At 38.7% G+C, this 20690-nt stretch carries 17 protein-coding genes; 2 read left to right on the forward strand and 15 right to left on the reverse strand.

Annotation, left to right across the window (positions count from 1 at the left end; genetic code table 11):
• Window positions 1-20: 20 nt before the first annotated feature.
• From LQV47_RS17250 to LQV47_RS17320, 15 genes are all read right to left on the reverse strand, one after another.
• Window positions 21-1730 carry a flavodoxin domain-containing protein gene (locus LQV47_RS17250; protein ID WP_230039115.1) on the reverse strand — a complete coding sequence of 570 codons (1710 nt, stop codon included), beginning with the start codon at window positions 1728-1730 and terminating at the stop codon, window positions 21-23.
• Window positions 1720-2565 carry a uroporphyrinogen-III C-methyltransferase gene (gene cobA, locus LQV47_RS17255; RefSeq protein ID WP_230039117.1) on the reverse strand — a complete coding sequence of 282 codons (846 nt, stop codon included), beginning with the start codon at window positions 2563-2565 and terminating at the stop codon, window positions 1720-1722. The genes LQV47_RS17250 and cobA overlap by 11 nt, the downstream gene beginning before the upstream one ends.
• A gap of 24 nt (window positions 2566-2589) precedes the next feature.
• Entirely contained in the window at window positions 2590-3501 is a 912-nt protein-coding gene (cysK, locus tag LQV47_RS17260) for a cysteine synthase A (protein WP_230039119.1), read from the reverse strand.
• Window positions 3502-3528: 27 nt separating this feature from the next.
• Window positions 3529-4359, reverse strand: coding sequence for a serine O-acetyltransferase EpsC (epsC, locus tag LQV47_RS17265; RefSeq protein ID WP_230039120.1), 831 nt, complete (start codon window positions 4357-4359; stop codon window positions 3529-3531).
• Window positions 4360-4364: 5 nt separating this feature from the next.
• Window positions 4365-5603, reverse strand: coding sequence for a GTP-binding protein (locus LQV47_RS17270; RefSeq protein WP_230039122.1), 1239 nt, complete (start codon window positions 5601-5603; stop codon window positions 4365-4367).
• A 93-nt stretch (window positions 5604-5696) separates the two neighbouring features.
• Complete coding sequence (gene cysD, locus LQV47_RS17275) at window positions 5697-6605, reverse strand: sulfate adenylyltransferase subunit CysD (protein WP_230039124.1); 909 nt, start codon at window positions 6603-6605, stop codon at window positions 5697-5699.
• Window positions 6606-6615: 10 nt separating this feature from the next.
• Window positions 6616-7329, reverse strand: a complete 714-nt coding sequence (locus tag LQV47_RS17280; RefSeq protein ID WP_230039126.1) for a phosphoadenylyl-sulfate reductase — start codon at window positions 7327-7329, stop codon at window positions 6616-6618.
• An 82-nt stretch (window positions 7330-7411) separates the two neighbouring features.
• Window positions 7412-7828 carry an Rrf2 family transcriptional regulator gene (locus tag LQV47_RS17285; RefSeq protein ID WP_230039128.1) on the reverse strand — a complete coding sequence of 139 codons (417 nt, stop codon included), beginning with the start codon at window positions 7826-7828 and terminating at the stop codon, window positions 7412-7414.
• Between the two features lie 363 nt (window positions 7829-8191).
• Window positions 8192-8686 (reverse strand): GNAT family N-acetyltransferase, encoded by a 495-nt coding sequence (locus LQV47_RS17290; protein WP_230039130.1) that lies wholly within the window; start codon window positions 8684-8686, stop codon window positions 8192-8194.
• Window positions 8687-9006: 320 nt separating this feature from the next.
• Window positions 9007-11061: a zinc-dependent metalloprotease gene (locus LQV47_RS17295; protein WP_230039137.1), complete on the reverse strand. Its 2055-nt coding sequence runs from the start codon at window positions 11059-11061 to the stop codon at window positions 9007-9009.
• Between the two features lie 174 nt (window positions 11062-11235).
• Window positions 11236-12501, reverse strand: coding sequence for an FAD-dependent oxidoreductase (locus LQV47_RS17300; protein ID WP_230039139.1), 1266 nt, complete (start codon window positions 12499-12501; stop codon window positions 11236-11238).
• Window positions 12502-12509: 8 nt separating this feature from the next.
• The gene (locus tag LQV47_RS17305; protein WP_230039141.1) at window positions 12510-13508 is read right to left on the reverse strand and encodes a 4-hydroxyproline epimerase; all 999 of its coding nucleotides are present in this window, start codon (window positions 13506-13508) and stop codon (window positions 12510-12512) included.
• The gene (locus LQV47_RS17310) at window positions 13505-14995 is read right to left on the reverse strand and encodes an aldehyde dehydrogenase (NADP(+)) (RefSeq protein ID WP_230039143.1); all 1491 of its coding nucleotides are present in this window, start codon (window positions 14993-14995) and stop codon (window positions 13505-13507) included. Before LQV47_RS17310 ends, LQV47_RS17305 begins: the two co-directional genes overlap by 4 nt.
• 16 nt (window positions 14996-15011) lie before the next feature.
• Window positions 15012-15917, reverse strand: a complete 906-nt coding sequence (locus LQV47_RS17315) for a dihydrodipicolinate synthase family protein (RefSeq protein ID WP_230039145.1) — start codon at window positions 15915-15917, stop codon at window positions 15012-15014.
• Between the two features lie 88 nt (window positions 15918-16005).
• Entirely contained in the window at window positions 16006-16890 is an 885-nt protein-coding gene (locus LQV47_RS17320; RefSeq protein ID WP_230039147.1) for an AraC family transcriptional regulator, read from the reverse strand.
• A gap of 186 nt (window positions 16891-17076) precedes the next feature.
• Between LQV47_RS17320 and LQV47_RS17325 the strand changes: the two genes are divergently transcribed.
• Window positions 17077-18471 carry an aminopeptidase P family protein gene (locus LQV47_RS17325; protein WP_230039149.1) on the forward strand — a complete coding sequence of 465 codons (1395 nt, stop codon included), beginning with the start codon at window positions 17077-17079 and terminating at the stop codon, window positions 18469-18471.
• A gap of 12 nt (window positions 18472-18483) precedes the next feature.
• Entirely contained in the window at window positions 18484-20655 is a 2172-nt protein-coding gene (locus LQV47_RS17330) for a DPP IV N-terminal domain-containing protein (protein WP_230039151.1), read from the forward strand.
• Window positions 20656-20690: the final 35 nt, after the last annotated feature.

The raw sequence follows: 20690 nt of genomic DNA on the forward strand, positions 1-20690 counted from the left end.
GTTACGGTACTTTTGTAGGGTTAATAGACATCTTTAGCATATCTGCCACTCAGCTCCATGTCTTCCAGATAATGAATAGCTTCCTCTTTATTTCGTTTTCCCTGACGCTGAATGATATTGAGGAGGGTTTCTTCCACATCACGGCTCATAGGTTCTTTAGCACCGCATATGTAGACCGAGGCGCCTCCTTCAAGCCAGTAGAAAACTTCCTGGGCCTTTTGCTCCAATTTATGCTGTACATAGATTTTTTCAGCGGTATCCCGGGAGAAAGCAAGGTCTAAATGAGTAAGGCTGCCAGTTTTCAGGAAATCCTGAATTTCAGACTGATAGATGAAGTCTGATACAAAATTCCGGTCTCCAAAAAAGAGCCAGTTTTTCCCCTCTGCTCCTAAAGCATCCCGCTCCCAAAGGAATGATCTGAAAGGAGCGATACCGGTTCCGGGACCAATCATAATAATATCTTTATCGGCTTCAGGTAATCTGAAATGTCCTGCATCCTGAATGTAAAACTCTACGGTCTCTCCTTCACAGAACCCGCTAAGAAAGCCACTGCACAAGCCACTGTGTTTCTCATGGTCAACAAAGAACTCCGATTTGGCAACAGTGATATGAATTTCATTTTCACCATGAGCCTGCAGAGAAGAAGATATAGAATACAGACGGGGTGCCTGACCTGTTAATACCTGAATGACTTCTTCAAATTCTTCAGCCGTTTTTACAGGATAAATTCTCAAGAGATCAAGAAGACTTAAACGTACTTCCGGAATAGAATGTCCTGTGATCTTTGCATATTGGTTGACTACATTTTTTAATAAATAACTGATATTAAGATGTTTATATAGCAGTTCTTCTGCGCTGTCCGTTACTTTTGCTGTTTCAATTTTCTTTTTAGGATCAATTCCTGTGAGATTAATGATCTCATCCACGACAGATTTTGAATTGAAAGGGATAATGCCCAGTGCTGCCCCCGGCTGATACAAGAGAGGTTCATCTGTTTCTATTTCAATGTGATAGGTTTCTTTTTCAGAAGTAATATCATTCAGATTGATTAGGGAGGAAACCGTTCCCTTGTATTTCTTTCTTCCCGCTGATACTTTAGGAACACTGTTTTTTGGTTTCGTATCAGAAGTCTTACTGACTGTTTCAAATACCTGTTCTATCCAATGGGTGGCTTCCTGTTCATAGTCTATATCACATCTTTTCAACGGAATAATACGTTGTGCTCCCAATATTTCAAAACGGTAATCTATATCTTCACCAGTCTTGCAAAACTGAGGATAGCTGCTGTCCCCTAGTGCTAAAATTCCAAACTTCAGACCGGTGAGATTGACTTCATTCTCATGGATATAATCGTAAAATTTCTTCGCAAGAAGAGGAGGTTCTCCTTCTCCCTGTGTACTGATGATAACAAAGAAAAACTCTTCTTTATCCAGATCTTTTGGCTTATACTGGGAAAGGTCTGCCAGTTTAACCTGAATTCCCTTTTTCTTGATAATTCCCGTCAAACCTGTAGCCAGTTTTTTACTGTTTCCGGTTTCCGTACCATATGCTAAGGTTATCTTTTTTACTGTATTTTGATGGATATCCTCAGTTTGTAAAGGTGGTAATACAGCTGTGAGTGAAGTTCCGCCTGCAATACCTGCTAAATAGCCACTTGCCCAGATGGCTTCATCTCTGGAGAATTCACCGGATATTTGTTTTAATACATTTAATTTAGTTTCAGACAGCATATTCAAAGAAATTTTGAGTTTTTGATATAAGACTTCCGTTCTCCACCGATTTAAAATATAAACCTTCCTGTTCTGCATTTTCCATCCATGAAAATTCTTCATGTAGATGTACTATTTTACCAATGATCACCAATGAAGGTGAAGCAAAGTTTTTATCTCCAAAAGTCTCATTAAAATCATCAAATGAAGAGGTATACACTTTTTGATAAGGTGTAGTAGCCTGTTCGACAACCGCTATTTTTTTGTCCTTGGAAATCTCAAGCTGTTTCAGCTTTTCTACAAGATCTGTAAGGTTTCCTTTAGACATATAAAAGACAAGGGTATCATTGGTAACGGCCAATTCTTTCCAATATTCCTCAGTAAGAATTTCAGATTTATAATAGGTCAGAAACCGGACAGATGTTGAATATCCCCTTGCTGTCAGAGGCATCCCTGCAAATGCTGCTGCTCCTAAAGCTGCTGTAATTCCAGGGATAATCTCATAAGGAATATGGTGTTGTTTTAAAATCTGAAGCTCGTCCAGGATATTGGAAAATAGGGATACATCTCCTCCTTTAAGCCTTACAACGGTTTTATTCTGAAGGGTATAATCAACCATCAGGCTGTTGATATGAGCCTGAGGAGTAGATGCATTTTTACTGCATTCTTTACCCACATAGATGACTTCTGTATTTCCATTGACGTAAGTTTCCAGGATCTCAGGACTTACAAGACGGTCACATAAAATGACATCTGCCTTGGCAATGGCTTTTACGGCTTTTATGGTGATCAGTTCAGGGTTGCCGGGCCCTGCACCGATAAGGTAAACCTTTGGTGATTTTATAAGTGTTTTCATTGAAAGTAGGTGTTAGTTGAGGATTTAGAAGAGTCCTTCTACAGACAGATACCTTTCTCCGGTATCGTAGTTGATGGTAAGGATTTTAGCGTTAGGTGGTATTTGGGGTAAATGTTTTGCGATTGCTGCTAAAGCGGCTCCTGTAGAAACGCCTACGAAAAGACCTTCTTTTTTTGCTGCGTTAACCGCATATTCGTAGGCTTCTTCTTTACCTACTGTAATGACTCCGTCCAGAAGGGTGATATCCAAAATAGAAGGTACAAATCCGGCTCCTAGGCCTTGTAATGGATGCGGTGCAGGACTTCCTCCGCTTAATACAGGAGATAATTCCGGCTCTACAGCAATTACTTTTACATGGGGATAAGCTTCTTTTACCACTTTTGCAATGCCGGTAATATGCCCTCCGGTTCCTACTCCTGTTATAATATAATCCAGGCCGTCAGGGAAGTCTTTTAAAATTTCCTGAGCGGTGGTTTCTATGTGGATGTTTACATTCGCAGGATTGTCAAACTGTCTCGGGATCCATGAATTAGGCGTTTCTTCTGCCAGTTCATTGGCTTTTTCAATGGCCCCTTTCATTCCTTTTTCCCTGGGAGTAAGCACAAAATTGGCACCATAAGCTTCCATGATCTTACGTCTTTCAACACTCATGCTGTCTGGCATTACAAGAATAAGTCTGTAGCCTTTTACTGCAGCAACCAATGCAAGACCGATTCCTGTATTTCCACTTGTCGGTTCTATAATGGTGCTGTCCTGGTTTAATAATCCCTTAGCTTCTGCATCTTCAATCATAGCCAGTGCAATTCTGTCTTTAATGCTTCCTCCCGGATTGCTTTTTTCTAACTTGATCCAGATTTCATGATCTGAATTGAATAATTTATTGATTTTTACGACGGGCGTATTCCCAACCGTTTCTAATGCATTCTGAAATTTCATATCAATATAATTTTTATTTTTTGTTCTTTATATCACAAAGGTTAAGGATTCCGGTAAGGATGTGTTATCCTTTATTTTGATTTCACTTTTATGATAGACCAGAGAGTTGGCAGGAACGTCCTGTGTGATCCATACATTTCCTCCGATAATACTCTCTCTGCCAATGGTGGTGTCTCCTCCTAAAATAGTGGCTCCTGAATAAATAATAACATCATCTTCAATATTGGGATGCCTTTTCTGATGAGCCTTTTCTTTGGAGACATGTAATGCTCCGAGGGTTACTCCCTGATATATTTTGACGTTGTTTCCAATAACCGTAGTTTCTCCGATGACAATTCCGGTTCCGTGATCAATGAAGAATGATTTTCCAATGATAGCCCCTGGATGAATATCAATTCCCGTTTTACTGTGGGCATATTCCGAAATGACCCGGGGTAATATTCTTACTTCCTGATTCCAAAGCTGATGTGAAATACGATATACATAAGTAGCAAAAAATCCGGGATAGGCAAGGTATATTTCTTCCGGAGAGTGGGCAGCGGGATCAAACTCCAAAATAGATTTTGCATCCAGAACCAGCTGATCATACAATTCAGGCAAGGCTTCAAAGAATTGACTGACATTAACCTGAGTGATCTCTTTATTTCCTGTTACCGTAATAATCAGACTAAAAAGTGTTTCTTCCAATGATTGAAAATTCCTTTTCAACTGATCTTCAGTATTGTCATTCTGAGGAAGGAAAAGCGTCTCATACAAATCCTTAACCCATTTCTTTGTTTTGATCTTATCAAAGAATCCATGAATATTACTTTGTTTCGTCTGATGAATTCTTTCAATTAAATTATTAGGAATTGCCATTTTTTCTATTGAATTATACAGGCTGCAACAGTTGAATTAGACGTTTCATCTACTAAAATTGCAGATCCTGTTGTTTTATTATTGATAAAACTATCATAGACCAAAGGTTGTGCCGTTCGAAGCGTAACTTTCACAATTTCATTAAGTTTGATGCCAGTTTCAATTTGTTCGCGGCTAAGGGTATTGACATTGATCTTATATTCTACCTCTTTGACAACAGCTTTTACCAGTCTGCTATTCTGTTGTAACAGATATTTATTACCAGGCTGCAGAGGTTTTTGATCCAGCCAGCATAAAAGAACTTCCAGATCTTTTTCTACTGTTGGAAGCTGTTCTTCTGTTGCAAAAATATCCCCTCTGCTGATATCCAGATCATGAATGGTATGGATGACCGCAGGCTGACCTTCAAAAGCTTCATTTCTTTCAAATCCGTTGATCTCAATTTTAGCAATCTCAGTGGCTAAACCTGCCGGAAGAATATGGATTTTGTCTCCTTTTTTAAACTGTCCACTCAATATCTGCCCTGCATATCCTCTGTAGTCATGAAGCTCTTCGGTCTGCGGACGGATTACATACTGAACCTGAAAACGGCTGCCGGTATTCAGTTCTTCATGTAGGGTTACCTGTTCCAGATATTCTAAAAGTGAGCCTCCTTTGTACCAGTCTGTCCTGGAGGATTTTGAAACGATATTATCTCCTTTCAGTGCTGAAATTGGAAAATAGGCAACCTCATTAAGTCCCAGATGTTCTGCAATTTTAGAATAATCTGATCTGATGGTTTCAAAAACATCTTCTGAATAATCTACCATATCCATTTTATTGATGGCTACTGCTACTTTTTTCAGTTTCAGCAATGATGCTATGATAGAATGTCTTCTTGTTTGTTCGATCACTCCTTTACGGGCATCGATAAGAATAACCATCAGTTCGGAATTAGATGCTCCGGTAATCATATTCCGGGTATATTGTACATGGCCGGGAGCATCGGCAATAATAAATTTTCTTTTTGGGGTTGAAAAATAGCGGTAAGCCACATCAATAGTGATTCCCTGTTCTCTTTCTGCACGTAACCCGTCTGTTAAAAGTGCAAGATCTACCCCGTCTTCATTTTTGTTTTTAGAATGTTTTTCAAGTACCTCCAGCTGATCCTGTAAAATACTTTTACTATCGTAAAGCAGTCTTCCGATAAGTGTACTTTTACCGTCATCTACGCTTCCTGCTGTTATAAATCTTAATATATCCATCTGATTTTGAATTATAAATAATGAGTAATGGGCAATGAATAATGTATAATAAGTTATGGCTGTCAATTATAGTATTCACTGCTGATTGCTTATCTAGAAATAGCCTCCTTTTTTGCGGTCTTCCATGGCGGCTTCTGTTACCCTGTCATCAATACGGGTTTCTCCACGTTCTGAAATCCTGGTGGCCACTATCTCTTCAATTACGGCATCAATGGTATCCGCTTTAGATTCCACTGCAGCCGTACACGTCATGTCTCCCACGGTTCTGTAACGGATCTTTTTTGTTGTTACCACATCTCCGGGTTCTAAAAAGACATGTAAAGAGTTGGCAAGCCACTGTCCGTTAAAGTCTACCACTTCCCTTTCATGCGAAAAATAAATAGAAGGCAGTTCAATTTTTTCTCTTCGGATGTAGTTCCAGATGTCGAGTTCTGTCCAGTTACTGATCGGGAAAACCCTTACATTTTCTCCTTTGTGGATTTTTCCATTAAAGATATTCCACAATTCAGGGCGCTGAAGTTTAGGGTCCCATTGCCCGAATTCATCACGGACAGAGAATATTCTTTCTTTAGCACGGGCTTTTTCTTCATCTCTCCTTGCGCCTCCGATACAGGCATCAAATTCAAATTCTTCAATAGTATCCAGCAAAGTATAGGTCTGCAGCCAGTTTCTGCTGGGAAATTTCCCTTTAGCTTCTGTCAGTTTTTTACTTTTTATGGTATCTTCCACTTTTCTTGCAACCAGATCGACATTGAGCTGATTAACTAGCTGATCCCGAAATTCTAAGACCTCCGGAAAGTTATGGCCGGTATCAACATGTACAAATTTGAACGGAATCTTTCCGTATAAAAATGCTTTTTTAGCCAAATGAGCCAGTACAATACTGTCTTTTCCTCCGCTGAATAGTAGTGCCGGGCGTTCAAACTGTCCTGCGACCTCTCTTAATATGTAAATAGATTCAGCCTCTAATTGATCTAAGTAGTTTAATTGATGTATTGACATTTTTTCTTTTTTATTGATGAATATGTAAGCCGCATTCTTTTTTGTTGGCATCTTCCCACCACCAGCGGCCTGCTCTGAAATCCTCTCCTTCTTTAATGGCCCTGGTACAGGGTGCGCATCCTATGCTGACAAATCCTTTTTTGTGAAGGGAGTTATAAGGTAAATGATGTGTTTTCACATAGTCTGTTACCTGTTCAGACGTCCAATTGAGGAGGGGGTGAAATTTGATAATCTTATTATCCGGGTCCCATTCCAGTTGCGGCATATGTTGTCTGTTGGCAGAATGCTCTGACCGAAGTCCCGTGATCCATACTTTATAACCTTTCAATGCTTTTTTCAAAGGATGCACTTTACGGATTGTACAGCACATCTTCCTCTGCTCTACGGATTGATAAAATGAATCAGGCCCGTTTTCTGAAACAAAAGCTCTTATTTCTTCCGTATCCGGATAATAAACTTTGATATTCTTTTTGAAAAAAGCTCTTGTATTCGTCCATGTTTCGTAGGTCTGTTCAAAAAGTCTTCCTGTATCCAATGTGAAGATTTCTACTTCCAGATCTTTTATCAGATGGGTGATTACCTGATCTTCATAGCTAAAACTGGTCGAAAAAATAACCTTACCAGGGAATCTTTCTGCCAGAACCTGAAGACTGTTATTTTGAAAAGAAGCCTCAGAGGCCCCTTCCAGAAGTTGTTCAAATTCTTTTTTCAGATTGTTTTCCATATCCAATTGAAATTAATTATTGCAAATATATATAAAATTCTATAACTCCTATCAAATTAGTAGAATTTAAATGAAAAAAAATTTAATCTTTGTTGATAAACTTAGTAAGAGTGGCCTCCATCATGCTATTTCTGGTTTTTTCACGAACGATAATAAGTTCATTTCTCAGATAGCAGGTAGCTTCATCTACGCAGTCATCGCATGCTTCGTAGAAGTTTAAGGATACACATGGAGTAAGAGCGATAGGCCCGTCAAAAATACGGTAAATGTCTGCTAATGAAACTTCATCAGGGGATTTAAGCAAATAATATCCTCCTACTTTACCCTGCTTACTGTTAACAAGCTTGGCTCTTTTAAGTTCAAGAAGAATTTGTTCGAGAAATTTCTTGGGAATGTTCTCATCCTGTGCAATAACGGAAGTGGGCAGAAAGCCTTGATTGTAATTTCTTGCTAATCTGACCATTGCTTTCAGTGCGTATTTGCAACGTTTCGACATCATAATTTCTGCAAGTTATAACAAATTATCTGATAAATGAAATCTAATCAATCAGAGACAGGTTTATAATTAATTGATAAAAGATATAGGTTTGTGTTTCTCCATACAATATTGAATCAATGTAAACCATTAAGAGGTCAACCGCAAAAATCAGAAAAAGTATTTTTAACACTTAGTATAATGTAAGGTACAAACAGGCTGCTGAGAAGTTCTTAAGCTAAGGAAATCAGAGACTTTCACAAATATTTTATTGAAGGACTGTATATTCCCCTCCTCCGGAGGGGTGTCAAATCAAAGATTTGACGGGGTGGTTCTACAGTCGTTTCCACAAAAAAATTACAATGTCAGTACCCGACTCTCCTCCGGTTACTTCTTATTCAATACAAAATAAGCCAGTTCCCTATCCTCTCTTTGCAGATTTTCTATTCTTTGAAAACCGCTTTTTATAAGAACTTTTTGAGATCCTATATTATCCAGATCGGTTACTGCTACAATATCTTTCTTAAGATGTAATGAAGAGCAATAGTCAACAAGTGCTTTACAGACTTCCGTTCCGAGACCTTTTCCCCAGTAATTTTCTCCTAAGGTGTATCCTATTTCCAGCTGGTCAGGATTATCAAGGAAGATTCTGGCCAGGCACATTCCCACAAAATCATTATTCTTTGTGTTAAATATTCCCCATCTGCTGAATGGTTCTGTTTCATAATCTGCCAGTGCTTTGTCAAACATCTCTTTATATTCTTCAGGAGTTTTGTAAGGCAGATAGCGGGTAACATTCTCATTTTCAAAAAGAGTAGAAAATAAAGGGAATTCTTCGGGAGTAAATTCGCGGATGATGATGGTGTCGTTTTTATAATGCACTGAATATTGTTATCAAAGAATAAAATTACGTAAATAAATGAAGAATTGCTCATAAATAGGAAAAAAAATGGGCTTACAATGAAGCCCAATCAACTGTATATAAATACTAAACTATTATTCATATTTCTGAGAAAAGTGTTTTGTTATTTAATTTGAAAGAAGATTGTGGTATAGAAAAAAGAAAGATGAGCTCAATGAGCTCATCTTAATCCTGTACCATCTCAAAAGTACATGCAGGTAAAATATGAATGTTTGACGAATTTATAGTTAAAATAAAACCTAGTACTAACGATCATATTGTATCGATATAGCGTTTGATCCTATTTTTTAATGAATTTTTGGGAAGATTTCCCTAAAGAAGTTTCAATATCAATTAAATAAGTTCCGCTTAGGAAGTGTTTAACATCAACCTTATCACCAATAACTTTAGCATTCATTTTTCTTCCAAACATATTATAAACAGAAATTGACTTAATTTTCCCTTTTGTTTTAATATTCAATACATCAGAAACTGGATTTGGATAGATAGAAGTTTCTGAGTTTGTTGTATCAACGTCTGAAGTGGATAATGATAATGCACAAGGCGTTGTAATACTGCCATATGGTTGTGTATTGTATCCAAACTCAGTTACAGAATAACCTGAACCATTGGTCCCAACAATCAGTTTGAAATAGCCGTTAATATTGTAGCCTTCGAATTGGTTTCTAAAACCAACATAAGCGGTTTGGCCAGACCAGTTAGTGTATGTAGGGGTGTACACGTCAAGTTGTCCGGGAGTACCAATTGGGTAACCTATATTATTTGCATTAGTTATAGTGGTGCAAGCAGGAATTAAACTAATACTTCTTGTCCCCACACCACATACTAATCCTTTCCAATAGGTTTCAAATTTTAATTGATTTGCGCCATAGTACCAAGCGCCATACCCTGCATCATCACTAAGCTCCGGGTTAATGATAAAATATTTCCAAGGTGCTCCGGAGTTGGTTGTTACTGTTGTTGGTGTTGGATTGGCATAACTTTCCAGAGGAGTTCCTGTAACTATTTTATAAGGGTCTTTGTAAGAAAAAGTTAATGCCAAAGCTGTAGTTGATCCTAATGAAGTTACGCCTCCTGTTATAGCCCGATCTAGGAACGTAATTGATGAATTCAGGACCTGACTTTTAGGATGACTGGTTGCCGTACCATTTATGGTAAGTGTAGCAGTAGTAGGGCTTGTAACTGCTATAGCTGCTGTTAGTCCTGATGGTAATGAAGAAGTGAAATGTGTTCCTGCAGTAAGAGTTGTTCCATTTGGTACGGCAAATATTGCTCCGTTTAGGGTAATGGTTGATGTAGGGACAGATGCTGCTGTTCCATCTAATGACACGGCTCCATTATTGTTTAAGTTCTCTGTAAATGTACTGTTGCTAAGGGTTAATCTAGGTGGAGTATTGGCAACTCCGGTTGCGGCTAAGTTGGCAGGCTGCCATAAATTTATTCGCGAAGGATGGTTTAATGCTGCTAGCATTCTGCCAACTTGTCCATTGGTAAACATTTTATAACAACCGGAAGAACCATTGTATCCCATATAGTTTTCAACGTTCACTTTTTGTCCAAGACAATTGTTACCAGCTGTACATCCTAATCCGGAAGAAGTATTTTCTACAGGTGTGTCAGCAACTCCATCGCCATCATTAGTTGGGTTTGCAGTTGAACATGGAACATTAAACGTGTGCTGAAGATTTAACCAATGCCCAAATTCGTGAGTAAATGTATCAGAAAACTCGTTTGAAGCCACTGTTCCTGAAGCATTAAATATATAACGTCCATTATAAACAACTCTGGCTGTATTTACTGAAGTCATGTATGAATCCGGATACCAGGCAACTCCTGATTGATATAAATCTTTATTTGAATATAGATCATTTTGTATATACACATTCATATACTTTGTATTATCCCATGCATCTGCACCAATTTCTGCATCATATCCACCTCCATTGCCATATCCACCTTTGAAAGGATGAAAAATCACTCCGCTTGTTGCTTTTCCAGTTGGATCAATTTTAGCTAATCGAAATTCAATACTTAACGCTCTTCTAATGGATTGGAAATCAGGATCCACAGTATTTGAATCAGTGTTGATTCCATTGAAATTTAAGTTGATTTGTTGCAGTAAGTCAACTACTTTTTGGTAATTTACTTTTACATTACTTTGAGATTCTCCATACACATGAAAAACCACAGGGATGATGTAGGTTGGATTGGTGATCGTACTATTCAATGAATTTTTGTTTGATCCCATTTTTTTTATGAAATCTTTGGTGTATTTCTCAAAATTATCATATTCAGTCTTAGATTCAGGGTGCAGTTCAAAATGTTTTTTCATCATTTCATCTGCTTTACACTCATGAGGTCTATTTTCTTGAGCAAAACCTATTATTGGAAATAGGGAAACAAGTAGTAGTAATTTAAATTTTTTCATAAATTTTGGATTTGTTTGTTAATAAATTATTTGAATAATCAAATTGTTTTGGCCTTAATTTTGTGTGTTATGTGATGTTTTTTAACTAAATCTTTCAGGATTGAATATCTTTATCTCAACCGTTGGTTTTTGGTCATTGACAAGTTCTGAAACTGTTTTTCCAAAAATGGGTCCTAAACTTAAACCCATCATTCCCCCGCCGCCTGCAACGATTAAATTCTTTAGTTTTGAAGACTGCCCCAGATAAGGTAATCCATCCGGAGCACAGGGCCTGTACCCAAACCAAATGTCAGATTCTTTGGGCAGTTTTACCTGAAAATCGGGCAGGTATTGAGGAATAGACCGAACAATTCCTTCTACTCTTTTCATATTAATTTTATCCTGATGGGAAGCCAGTTCCATAGTGCCACCAAAGCGGATCTGCCCACCCATAGGGGTTACCGCTACTCTTGCCTCCAGTAATAAGGCTGCATGTTCCATTGTATTGACAGGATTTACAGGTCTATGCATGAATGAATAGCCCTTCCCCGGCATTAAGTGGATTTTAATACCCGCTTTTTGGGCCAGTTCAGGTAAAAATGACCCTCCTGTCATTACAAACCGGTCTGCGGTGAATCGGCTATTATTGGCAATCACTGCTTTAATATAGCTTCCGGAAGTTTCAATCCCTGTTAGTCTATGCTGAGTATGGAAAATGACACCATTAGTTTTAAGGTAAGAGATCATTTGCTTCATCAGTTTCATCGGGTTCATATGCCCGTCACATTTGTAATTGATTCCTCCGATAACATCCAGTTTTGTGTTGGGCTCCAGTTCCTGGATTCCTTTTTGATCCAGAATATCAACCGCTAATCCCAAATTCATGGCTTTATGGGCAAGTTCTGTTTCTTCTTCTGCTACTTTCTCTGTTTTATAGAGCATTAAAATGCCATTCTGGGTAAGCTCAAAGTCAAATTCCTCTTTTTCAGCAATTTCATTATAAAGTACACTGCTGGCCAGATTAAGATCCCGGATTGCTGATGCCGACCGGTCTACATGATGTTGGTTAGAATATTTTAAAAATTTCAGCCCCCATGATATCAGTTTGGAGTTGAGTGAAGGTTTGACATAAAACGGACTTTTACTGTCAAACATCCAGCGTATTCCCTGGGCAACTACTCCCGGAGCCGCCAATGGAGTAAAATGACTGGGTACAATCATCCCTGCATTGCCATAGGAGCAATTATTGGAAAGATCATTCTGTTCCAGGATCTCTACCTGCCAGCCTTTCTGTAAGAGATAATAAGCTGAACTCAATCCTGCGATACCTGCACCGATAATAAGTGCTTTTCCTTTATTCTGTGTCATACGTTTGTTTACATAACCTGAAATCCCTGCCAGTAAGGATCTTCATCGTCAATAATAATTTGATTATAGCCGGTAATTCTTGCCCAGCCCTCAACGGATGGAATAATAGCCGGTTTTCCGTCAACAGTAGCTGTTCCTTCAATTCTTCCAATAAACTGGGAACCGATATAGCTTTCATGGATAAATTCTTCTCCTTCTTTCAATTTTCCTTGGGCATACCATTGTGCCATTCTTGCAGAAGTTCCGGTACCGCAAGGTGAGCGGTCTAAAGCATTTTCACCCACTAAAACAGCATTACGTCCGCTGGCTTTGGGATCGGTAGGCTGACCTGTCCATTGAATATGGCTTAATCCGGTAATATGTTCGTTTTCAGGATGAATAAATTGATATTTCTCATTAAGTAATTTTCGGATCATTTTCCCATAATGAATAAGCTGGCTGGCTGTAAAATCTGATATATCCCTGAAATTTTCCTGAGGATCAATAATGGCGTAAAAGTTCCCGCCATAAGCTACATCTGCCTGTATCAATCCAAGATCCGGACATTCAACTTCCAGATTTTCAGCATACAGAAAAGACTTTACATTGGTCAGTTTTACAGACTTTACTTTTTTTCTTTCCTGTACGTAATCAATGAGAATAAGTCCTGCAGGGGTTTCAAGACGTAATTTTCCGGGAACTTTCGGAATTACCAACCCTTCTTCTATGGCTATGGTTACTGTTCCGATAGTACCATGTCCACACATAGGAAGGCATCCGCTGGTTTCAATATATAAAACCCCTATATCATTATTGTCGTCAATAGGGGGATACAGAATACTGCCACTCATCATATCATGTCCTCGGGGTTCAAACATGAGCCCTTTGCGGATCCAGTCATATTCCTTCATAAAGTGAAGCCGGCGCTCCATCATGGAGTTTCCTTTTAAAATAGGTCCGCCACCTGCAACAAGGCGCACAGGGCAGCCACAAGTGTGGGAATCTATACAAAAAAATGTTCTGTTCATGTTGTTTGCAATTTTAATGATCCTGAGTTCACTTCTCCATCTACCATTCTGCTGATTTGCAATGGATTTTCATCCTTCAGTTCTTCCGGTAAGAATTCATCCGGCCAGTTTTGAAAAGAAATGGGGCGAACAAACCGTTTGACGGCATCCGGTCCTACGGATGTAAAACGGGCATCTGTAGTAGAGGGAAAAGGTCCTCCGTGCTGCATAGCATAAACCACTTCTACTCCTGTAGGCATTCCGTTGAATAAAAGCCGGCCACATTTATCCTTCAGAATATCAATTAGCTTGATATTTAGACGCACATCTTCATCTGTAGCCGCTACGGTGATGGTTAACTGTCCTTTCAACGCCTGGGCAATCTGCAATATTTCTTCAGGAGTTTCACAAGCTACTATAATACCAAATGGTCCGAAAACCTCTTCACTTAAAATATTATTTTGAATAAAATGCTGACCTGTAGTTTCTGTAACCATAGCCCGCCCCTGCCATTCATTAATTTCTGTATTTACTTCTGCAATTACATCTACTCCTGATTGTTCACAAGTCCTACTTTTCAGTTTTTCGAAGTTTTCAAAAATACCCCTGTGAAGCATATTGACAGGAACAATGCCCGGAATTTCATTTTTTAATGTGGCAATAAATCTGGTCAGGCTTTCTCCTTTCAGAGCCACAAATACTCCCGGGTTGGTACAGAACTGCCCTACCCCCAGTGTTAAAGAGGATGCATATTCTTTTGCCAGATCTTCTGCTTTATTTTCCAATATATGCTCAAAGGCAAATACCGGATTGATACTTCCCATTTCTGCAAATACCGGAATAGGATTTTCGCGACGGTTGGCGATATCAAATAAGGCTTTTCCCCCACTGAATGAACCTGTAAATGCTACGGCATGAATATCTGTATGTTGGATTAAATAAGCCCCGATCTCATGGGATGGTCCCGTTATATGGCTAAAGATTCCTTCCGGCCATCCAAATTTTTCTACAACAGCTGTTATGGCATCAGCCATTATTTGAGAAGTTTGAGGGTGTGCAGGATGGGCTTTTACAATTACAGGGCAACCTGCTCCGATAGCACTTGCCGTATCGCCTCCAGCTGTAGAAAATGCAAATGGGAAATTACTGGCTCCAAAAACAACCACAGGACCGATGCCTACATTATATTTTCTTAAGTCTCCTTTTTGTCTGTCAGCTTGTGCGAGATCAATTCGTGGTTCTGTATATATTCCACTGGCTACTGCTTTTGCATAAGTTCTCCACTGTCCTGTTGTTCTGGCTTTTTCACCTGTGAGTCTTGCTAAAGGCAATGAAGTTTCAGCGTGAGCTGTTGTCAAGAGTTCTTCTCCTAAAGCTTCAATCTGATCGGCAACAGCATTCATAAATACCGCCCGTTCTTTTATGGTAGTATTCTTCAGGAACTGATAGGCCTCAGCAGCCATCTGAATCCTTTTCTCTATATTTTCTTTTGATGTTTCTGGAATCATAGCTTTATGTATGGTGTTAATCTAGTGCCGGACGGTTGCTTCTGCCCTCTTCAATGATCTTTTTAATTTTTACAGCCTCTTCACCTTGCAGTTCCAGGCGTGGTGCCCTTACATAAGGATTGCTTATTCCTTCTGCTGTGGCAGCCAGTTTAATATACTGAATGAGTTTAGGATGAATATCCAGTTCCAGCAAAGGCATAAACCATCTGTAGATGGCTAATGCTTTGTCATATTCACCTGCTTTAGCATAGTTGTACATGGCCATTGTTTCGTTAGGAAAAGCATCCACAAGGCCTGCAACAAGGCCATCTGCTCCAAGCATCAGTGTTTCCAGACAAATGGTATCTACACCGCCAAGAATTTTGATTCTCTTTCCAAAACGGTTAATCATTCTCGTTACATTGGCAAGATCTCTTGTAGATTCTTTAACAGCCTGAATGGTTGGGTATTGAATAAGCTCATCAAACATCTCAAGGGTAACATAAATTCCGTAGTCAACGGGATTATTATAAATAAGGATAGGAAGATCTGTAGCGGTAGCTACTGCTTTAAAATATTCTACGACTTCATGACTATCCGCTTTATAACGCATGGGTGGAAGAAGCATAAGTCCATCAGCCCCTGATTCTTTTGCTTTTTTAGCGAAATGTATAGCATTTTTGGTTGTATTTTCAGCAAGGTTGAGGATTACCGGGATTCTTCCTTCTGTCATTTTTTTAGCATACTTCAGCAGTTCAAACTTTTCTTCAGCTTCCAAAGTACTGGCCTCTCCTAATGTCCCTGCCAGGATAATGCCATGCACTCCGGCTTTAATCTGGGCTTCTGTATTGACTGCAAACATTTCAAAATCAATCTTTCCTTCTTTTGTAAAAGGAGTTAATACAGCAGGATAAATCCCTTCCCAGTTTAGTTTTGTACTCATATCAAATAATATTTATTCAAAACTAGGTGAATTTTAAAACGGTAAATGTTAATATTTTAATGTATTCTAACCGTATTTTAACATGTGATTATTCGTGGTCTGTAGTAGCCTCTTTATAATGCTTCAGATATTCTTTTGGAGAGTACTTCATGATGGATTTAAATACCCGGTTGAAGTTGGTAATACTGGTGAATCCGCTGTTAAAAGCAACGGAAGAAATGTTGTACATGTTGCTGGAGGTTAATAATCTACAGGCTCTCTGCACTCGTAATTCATTAAGATATTGAATATAGGTAATTCTGGTACGTTTTTTAAAAGATCTGCAAAATGCCTGTGGAGTCATACAAGCTTCTTTTGCAATGAGATCAAGGGTGAGTTTCTGCTGGGTGAAATTTTTCTTAATAAAGGTTTGAGCATCGATAATCCTTTTGTCGGTATCGGAAATATGAGTGGGCAGATTCTTCTCTGAAGATAAAGGAATATGCACATGCCTGTTTTGCATAAGATGGTTTAAGATCCTTATGAAATCTATGATCTGATCTACTCCTTTTGTTTTTTGTAATGCTGCAATGCTTTCTCCTACACTTGTTTTTAATTTTGAAGCCACTTTGAAACCTACCTCTGAGGTATCAATAAAATTTTTAAGCTCTTCAAATTCCGGTAAGTGGAAAAATGCGGAGATCTTTTTGCGGGGATCAAAAAAAATGGAGATTGAATGAACCTTTTGTTTTTCATTTTTATCAAAATCACCTTTGAAGACATGTGATTGATTGGCTCCAAGATAAAAAATATCCCCTGCTTCAAAAGTAAAGAGATTCTGTTCTATAGCCAGTGTTCCATGCCCCTTGAGGATCCACATGATCTGGGTTTCCGTATGGCGGTGAAAGTAAGGATAGAAATTAGGCATACTATCTTCCTGTATACGGATGCTTTTGTTGGTGTCGGCAGGCACTGAAAACTGGAGACTTTTCATAAAATCAATACTTTATGGGGACAGATTATGCAATATGTTAAAATATTGCCGAATTTAAGCAAAATATGAACATTGAATATCATATTAAAATCCAAACTTTACCTATTATTTATTTTAGTGAACAAAGCGCTACAAATAGTACAAAATCGTAACTTTAAACCTTTAAATAAAAAGTATTCATACTATATGTTTTCAGCACAAACTTACCAAGACAGAAGAGCCATATTACAAAGTAATGTGGCTAATGGAATTTTACTGTTTTTAGGAAATATAGAAAATCCTGTGAATTTTGAACACAATCCTTATTATTTCCGTCAGGACAGTACTTATTTATATTATTTAGGGATTCAGGAACCCCGGATTGCTGCCATTATTGATATTGATGAAAATAAGACGATTGTTTTCGGAGATGAATTAAGTATTGATGATATTGTATGGATGGGAAGGCAGGAAACACTGAAAGAGAAAAGCCTGAAAGCAGGTGTAGAGGAAACCTTGCCTTATGCTGAGCTTCCTCAGTATCTTCTAAAAGCACAGGCTTCCGGCAGAAAAGTACATTACCTTCCTCCCTATCAGTCTTCCAATAAAATTATACTGGCGGATCTTCTAGGTATAAAAATAGCAGAATTACATCCTTCTGTGGAGATGATTAAGGCTAGTGTAAAACAGCGTTCTATAAAAGAAGCCCAGGAAATAGTACAGATAGAAGAAGCGGTCAATGTATCTAATGAAATGCATCTGTTAGCCATGCGTATGGCCAGACCTGGCCGTAAAGAATATGAAGTGGCGAATGCTATTCAATATCTTGCAGCCAATAAAGAATGCCAGATGTCTTATCCCCCTATTGTAACGATAAACGGAGGTATACTCCATAATCATTACCGTCTCAATACACTGAAAGAAGGAGATCTCTTTCTTAATGATTCAGGAGCTGAAACGGCGATGGGATATGCAGGTGATTTAACCCGGACATTCCCGGTAAGCAGTACTTTTACCACAAAGCAAAAGGAAATGTATGAGGTGGTATTGAATGCTTTTGATAATGCCCAACGTCTTCTGAAACCCGGAGTTCGATTTAAAGATATTCACCTGAAAGCATCCCAGCACCTTGTAGAAGGTCTTATTGACCTGGGGCTGATGAAAGGAAATCCTGAAGAAGCAGTAAAAAACCATGCTCATACTCTATTCTTCCAATGTGGATTAGGACATATGATGGGACTTGACGTTCATGATATGGAGGATCTTGGAGAGCAATATATTGGTTATACCGAACAAGATCCGAAGGATACCAAAACATTTGGACTTAAATCTTTACGTTTAGGAAAGGAACTGGAATCAGGATTTGTAGTAACTGTTGAACCCGGTATTTATATGATTCCGGAGCTGATTGATATCTGGCAGTCTGAAAATAAAAATGCTGACTTTATTAACTATGATAAAGTAAATGAGTACCGGAATTTTGGAGGGATACGTGTAGAAGATGACTTCCTGATTACAGATAGCAGCTACAGGCTTCTGGGGAACGGACTGATTAAAACGGTTGCAGACATTGAAAACTACCGTGCTGAACATTTAGATTAATTGAAATATCATATGAAGAACATAAAAAAATTAACCGTCATTGCTTTATATTTTCTGTGCCTTTCGCCATTAGCTGCGCAAAAAACACAGTGGACTCCTGATGGCAATGCTTATTATTCATTTACAAAAAAAGGAATTGAAGTTGTTAATGTCCTGAATCCCGGAAAAGATCAGACTTTTTTAAACAGCAATGAATTAATTCCTTCCGGAAGCTCTACCCCTTTAGAGGTACAAAGCTTTCAGGTATCTCCGGACGAGAAAAGCTTATTAGTCTTTGCCAATACTCAGAAAGTATGGAGAGACAATACACGTGGAGATTATTGGATTTTTGATAAAAACACCAAAAAGCTTACTCAGCTTGGAAAAGGGTTGCCGACAGCATCATTAATGTTTGCCAAGTTCTCCCCAGACGGTAAAAAAGTAGCTTATGTGTCTAAGCATAATATCTATATTGAAGACCTTTCCAACAACCAGATCAGTAAAATTACCCAGGATGGCACAGATGGAATCATTAACGGTACTTTCGACTGGGCATATGAAGAGGAATTCGGAACTCAGGATGGTTTCAGATGGTCTCCGGACGGAAGTAAAATTGCTTACTGGAAGCTGGATGCAAGAGGAACCAAGAATTTCCTGATGATTAATAATACAGATAGCCTGTATTCGTTTACGGTTCCTGTGGAATATCCGAAAGTTGGAGAAAACCCTTCAGGCTGCAGCATCTGGTTTTATGATGTAGCCTCTCAGTCATCAAAGAAGGCCAATATTGCAGGAGATGAAGTACAAAACTATATTCCGAGAATGGAATGGGTACTGGATTCTAAGTCTGTTATTCTGCAGCAGCTGAACAGAAAACAGAATCAAAGTAAAATTATTGTAGCAGATGCCGGTTCCGGGAATGGAAAAACAATTTATACGGAAACAGATGCAGCATGGATTGATATAAAATCCCGTTGGAATGACAATGACCCAAGTGGTTGGGATTGGATAGACAACGGTAAAGAGTTTTTGTGGCTTTCTGAAAAAGACGGATGGCGGCATATTTATAAAATAGACCTGAATGGGAAAGAAACACTGATTACAAAAGATAATTTTGATGTTATAAAACCTGAATTTTTTGACGTTCCCCAAAAACAGATCTACTTTTTAGCTTCTCCTAAGAATGCCACTCAGAAGTACCTGTATAAAGTAAGCATGAAAGGAGGGCATGCACAAAGGGTAACTCCTGAATCCTATTCGGGTTCTAATAATTATATGATATCCCCCAACGGAAAGATTGCGATGTTTAGTAACAGCAGCGTCAATGCAAATTCTGTGGGAGCTGTGGTATCACTTCCGGATCATAAAGAGCTTGTGGCCGCAAAAAGATCAGCAAAGGCAGATCCTGCAAAATCTAAAGCAGAATTCTTCCAGATTACGACGCAGGACGGGGTAACCCTGGACGGCTGGGTGGTAAAACCTAAAAATTTTGATCCTAACAAAAAATACCCCATTGTTTTTACCGTATATGGGGAGCCCGGATCGCAAACGGTAACAGATAACTTCTATACAGGCAGGAATTCTTTATACGTTGGTGACATGGCTGAGGACGGTTATTTATATGTTTCTCTTGAAAACCGTGGAACACCTGCACCTAAAGGACGTGGATGGAGAAAATCTGTTTACCGTAAAATAGGTCAGCTTAATATCCGTGATCAGGCAATGGGAGCAAAAGCTTTATTTGCAAAATGGCCCTATGTGGATACATCCAGGGTTGCCGTATGGGGCTGGAGCGGTGGAGGTTCTTCCACATTAAATCTTTTGGGACAATATCCTGAAATTTATCAGACAGGAATTGCTATTGCTCCTGTAGCCAATCAGTTATTTTATGACAATATCTATCAGGAAAGGTATATGGGACTTCCCCAGGAAAACAGAGAAGATTTTGTAAACGGTTCTCCACTCGCCTATGCTAAAAACCTGAAAGGAAACCTTTTATTGGTTCATGGAACAGGAGATGATAATGTGCATTACCAAAATACGGAAGTATACATTAATGAACTGGTAAAATACAATAAACAGTTTCAGCTGATGTCTTACCCTAACCGAACGCATTCGATCAGTGAAGGAGAAGGAACATCACTCCATCTGGCCACCATGTTTACCAAATATCTAAAAGAACATTGCCCACCGGGAGGAAAATAATATAAAAAAATACCAGATATCAATTCATCTGGTAT

It is taken from the genome of Chryseobacterium sp. Bi04 (assembly GCF_918698085.1).
GTDB lineage: Bacteria > Bacteroidota > Bacteroidia > Flavobacteriales > Weeksellaceae > Chryseobacterium.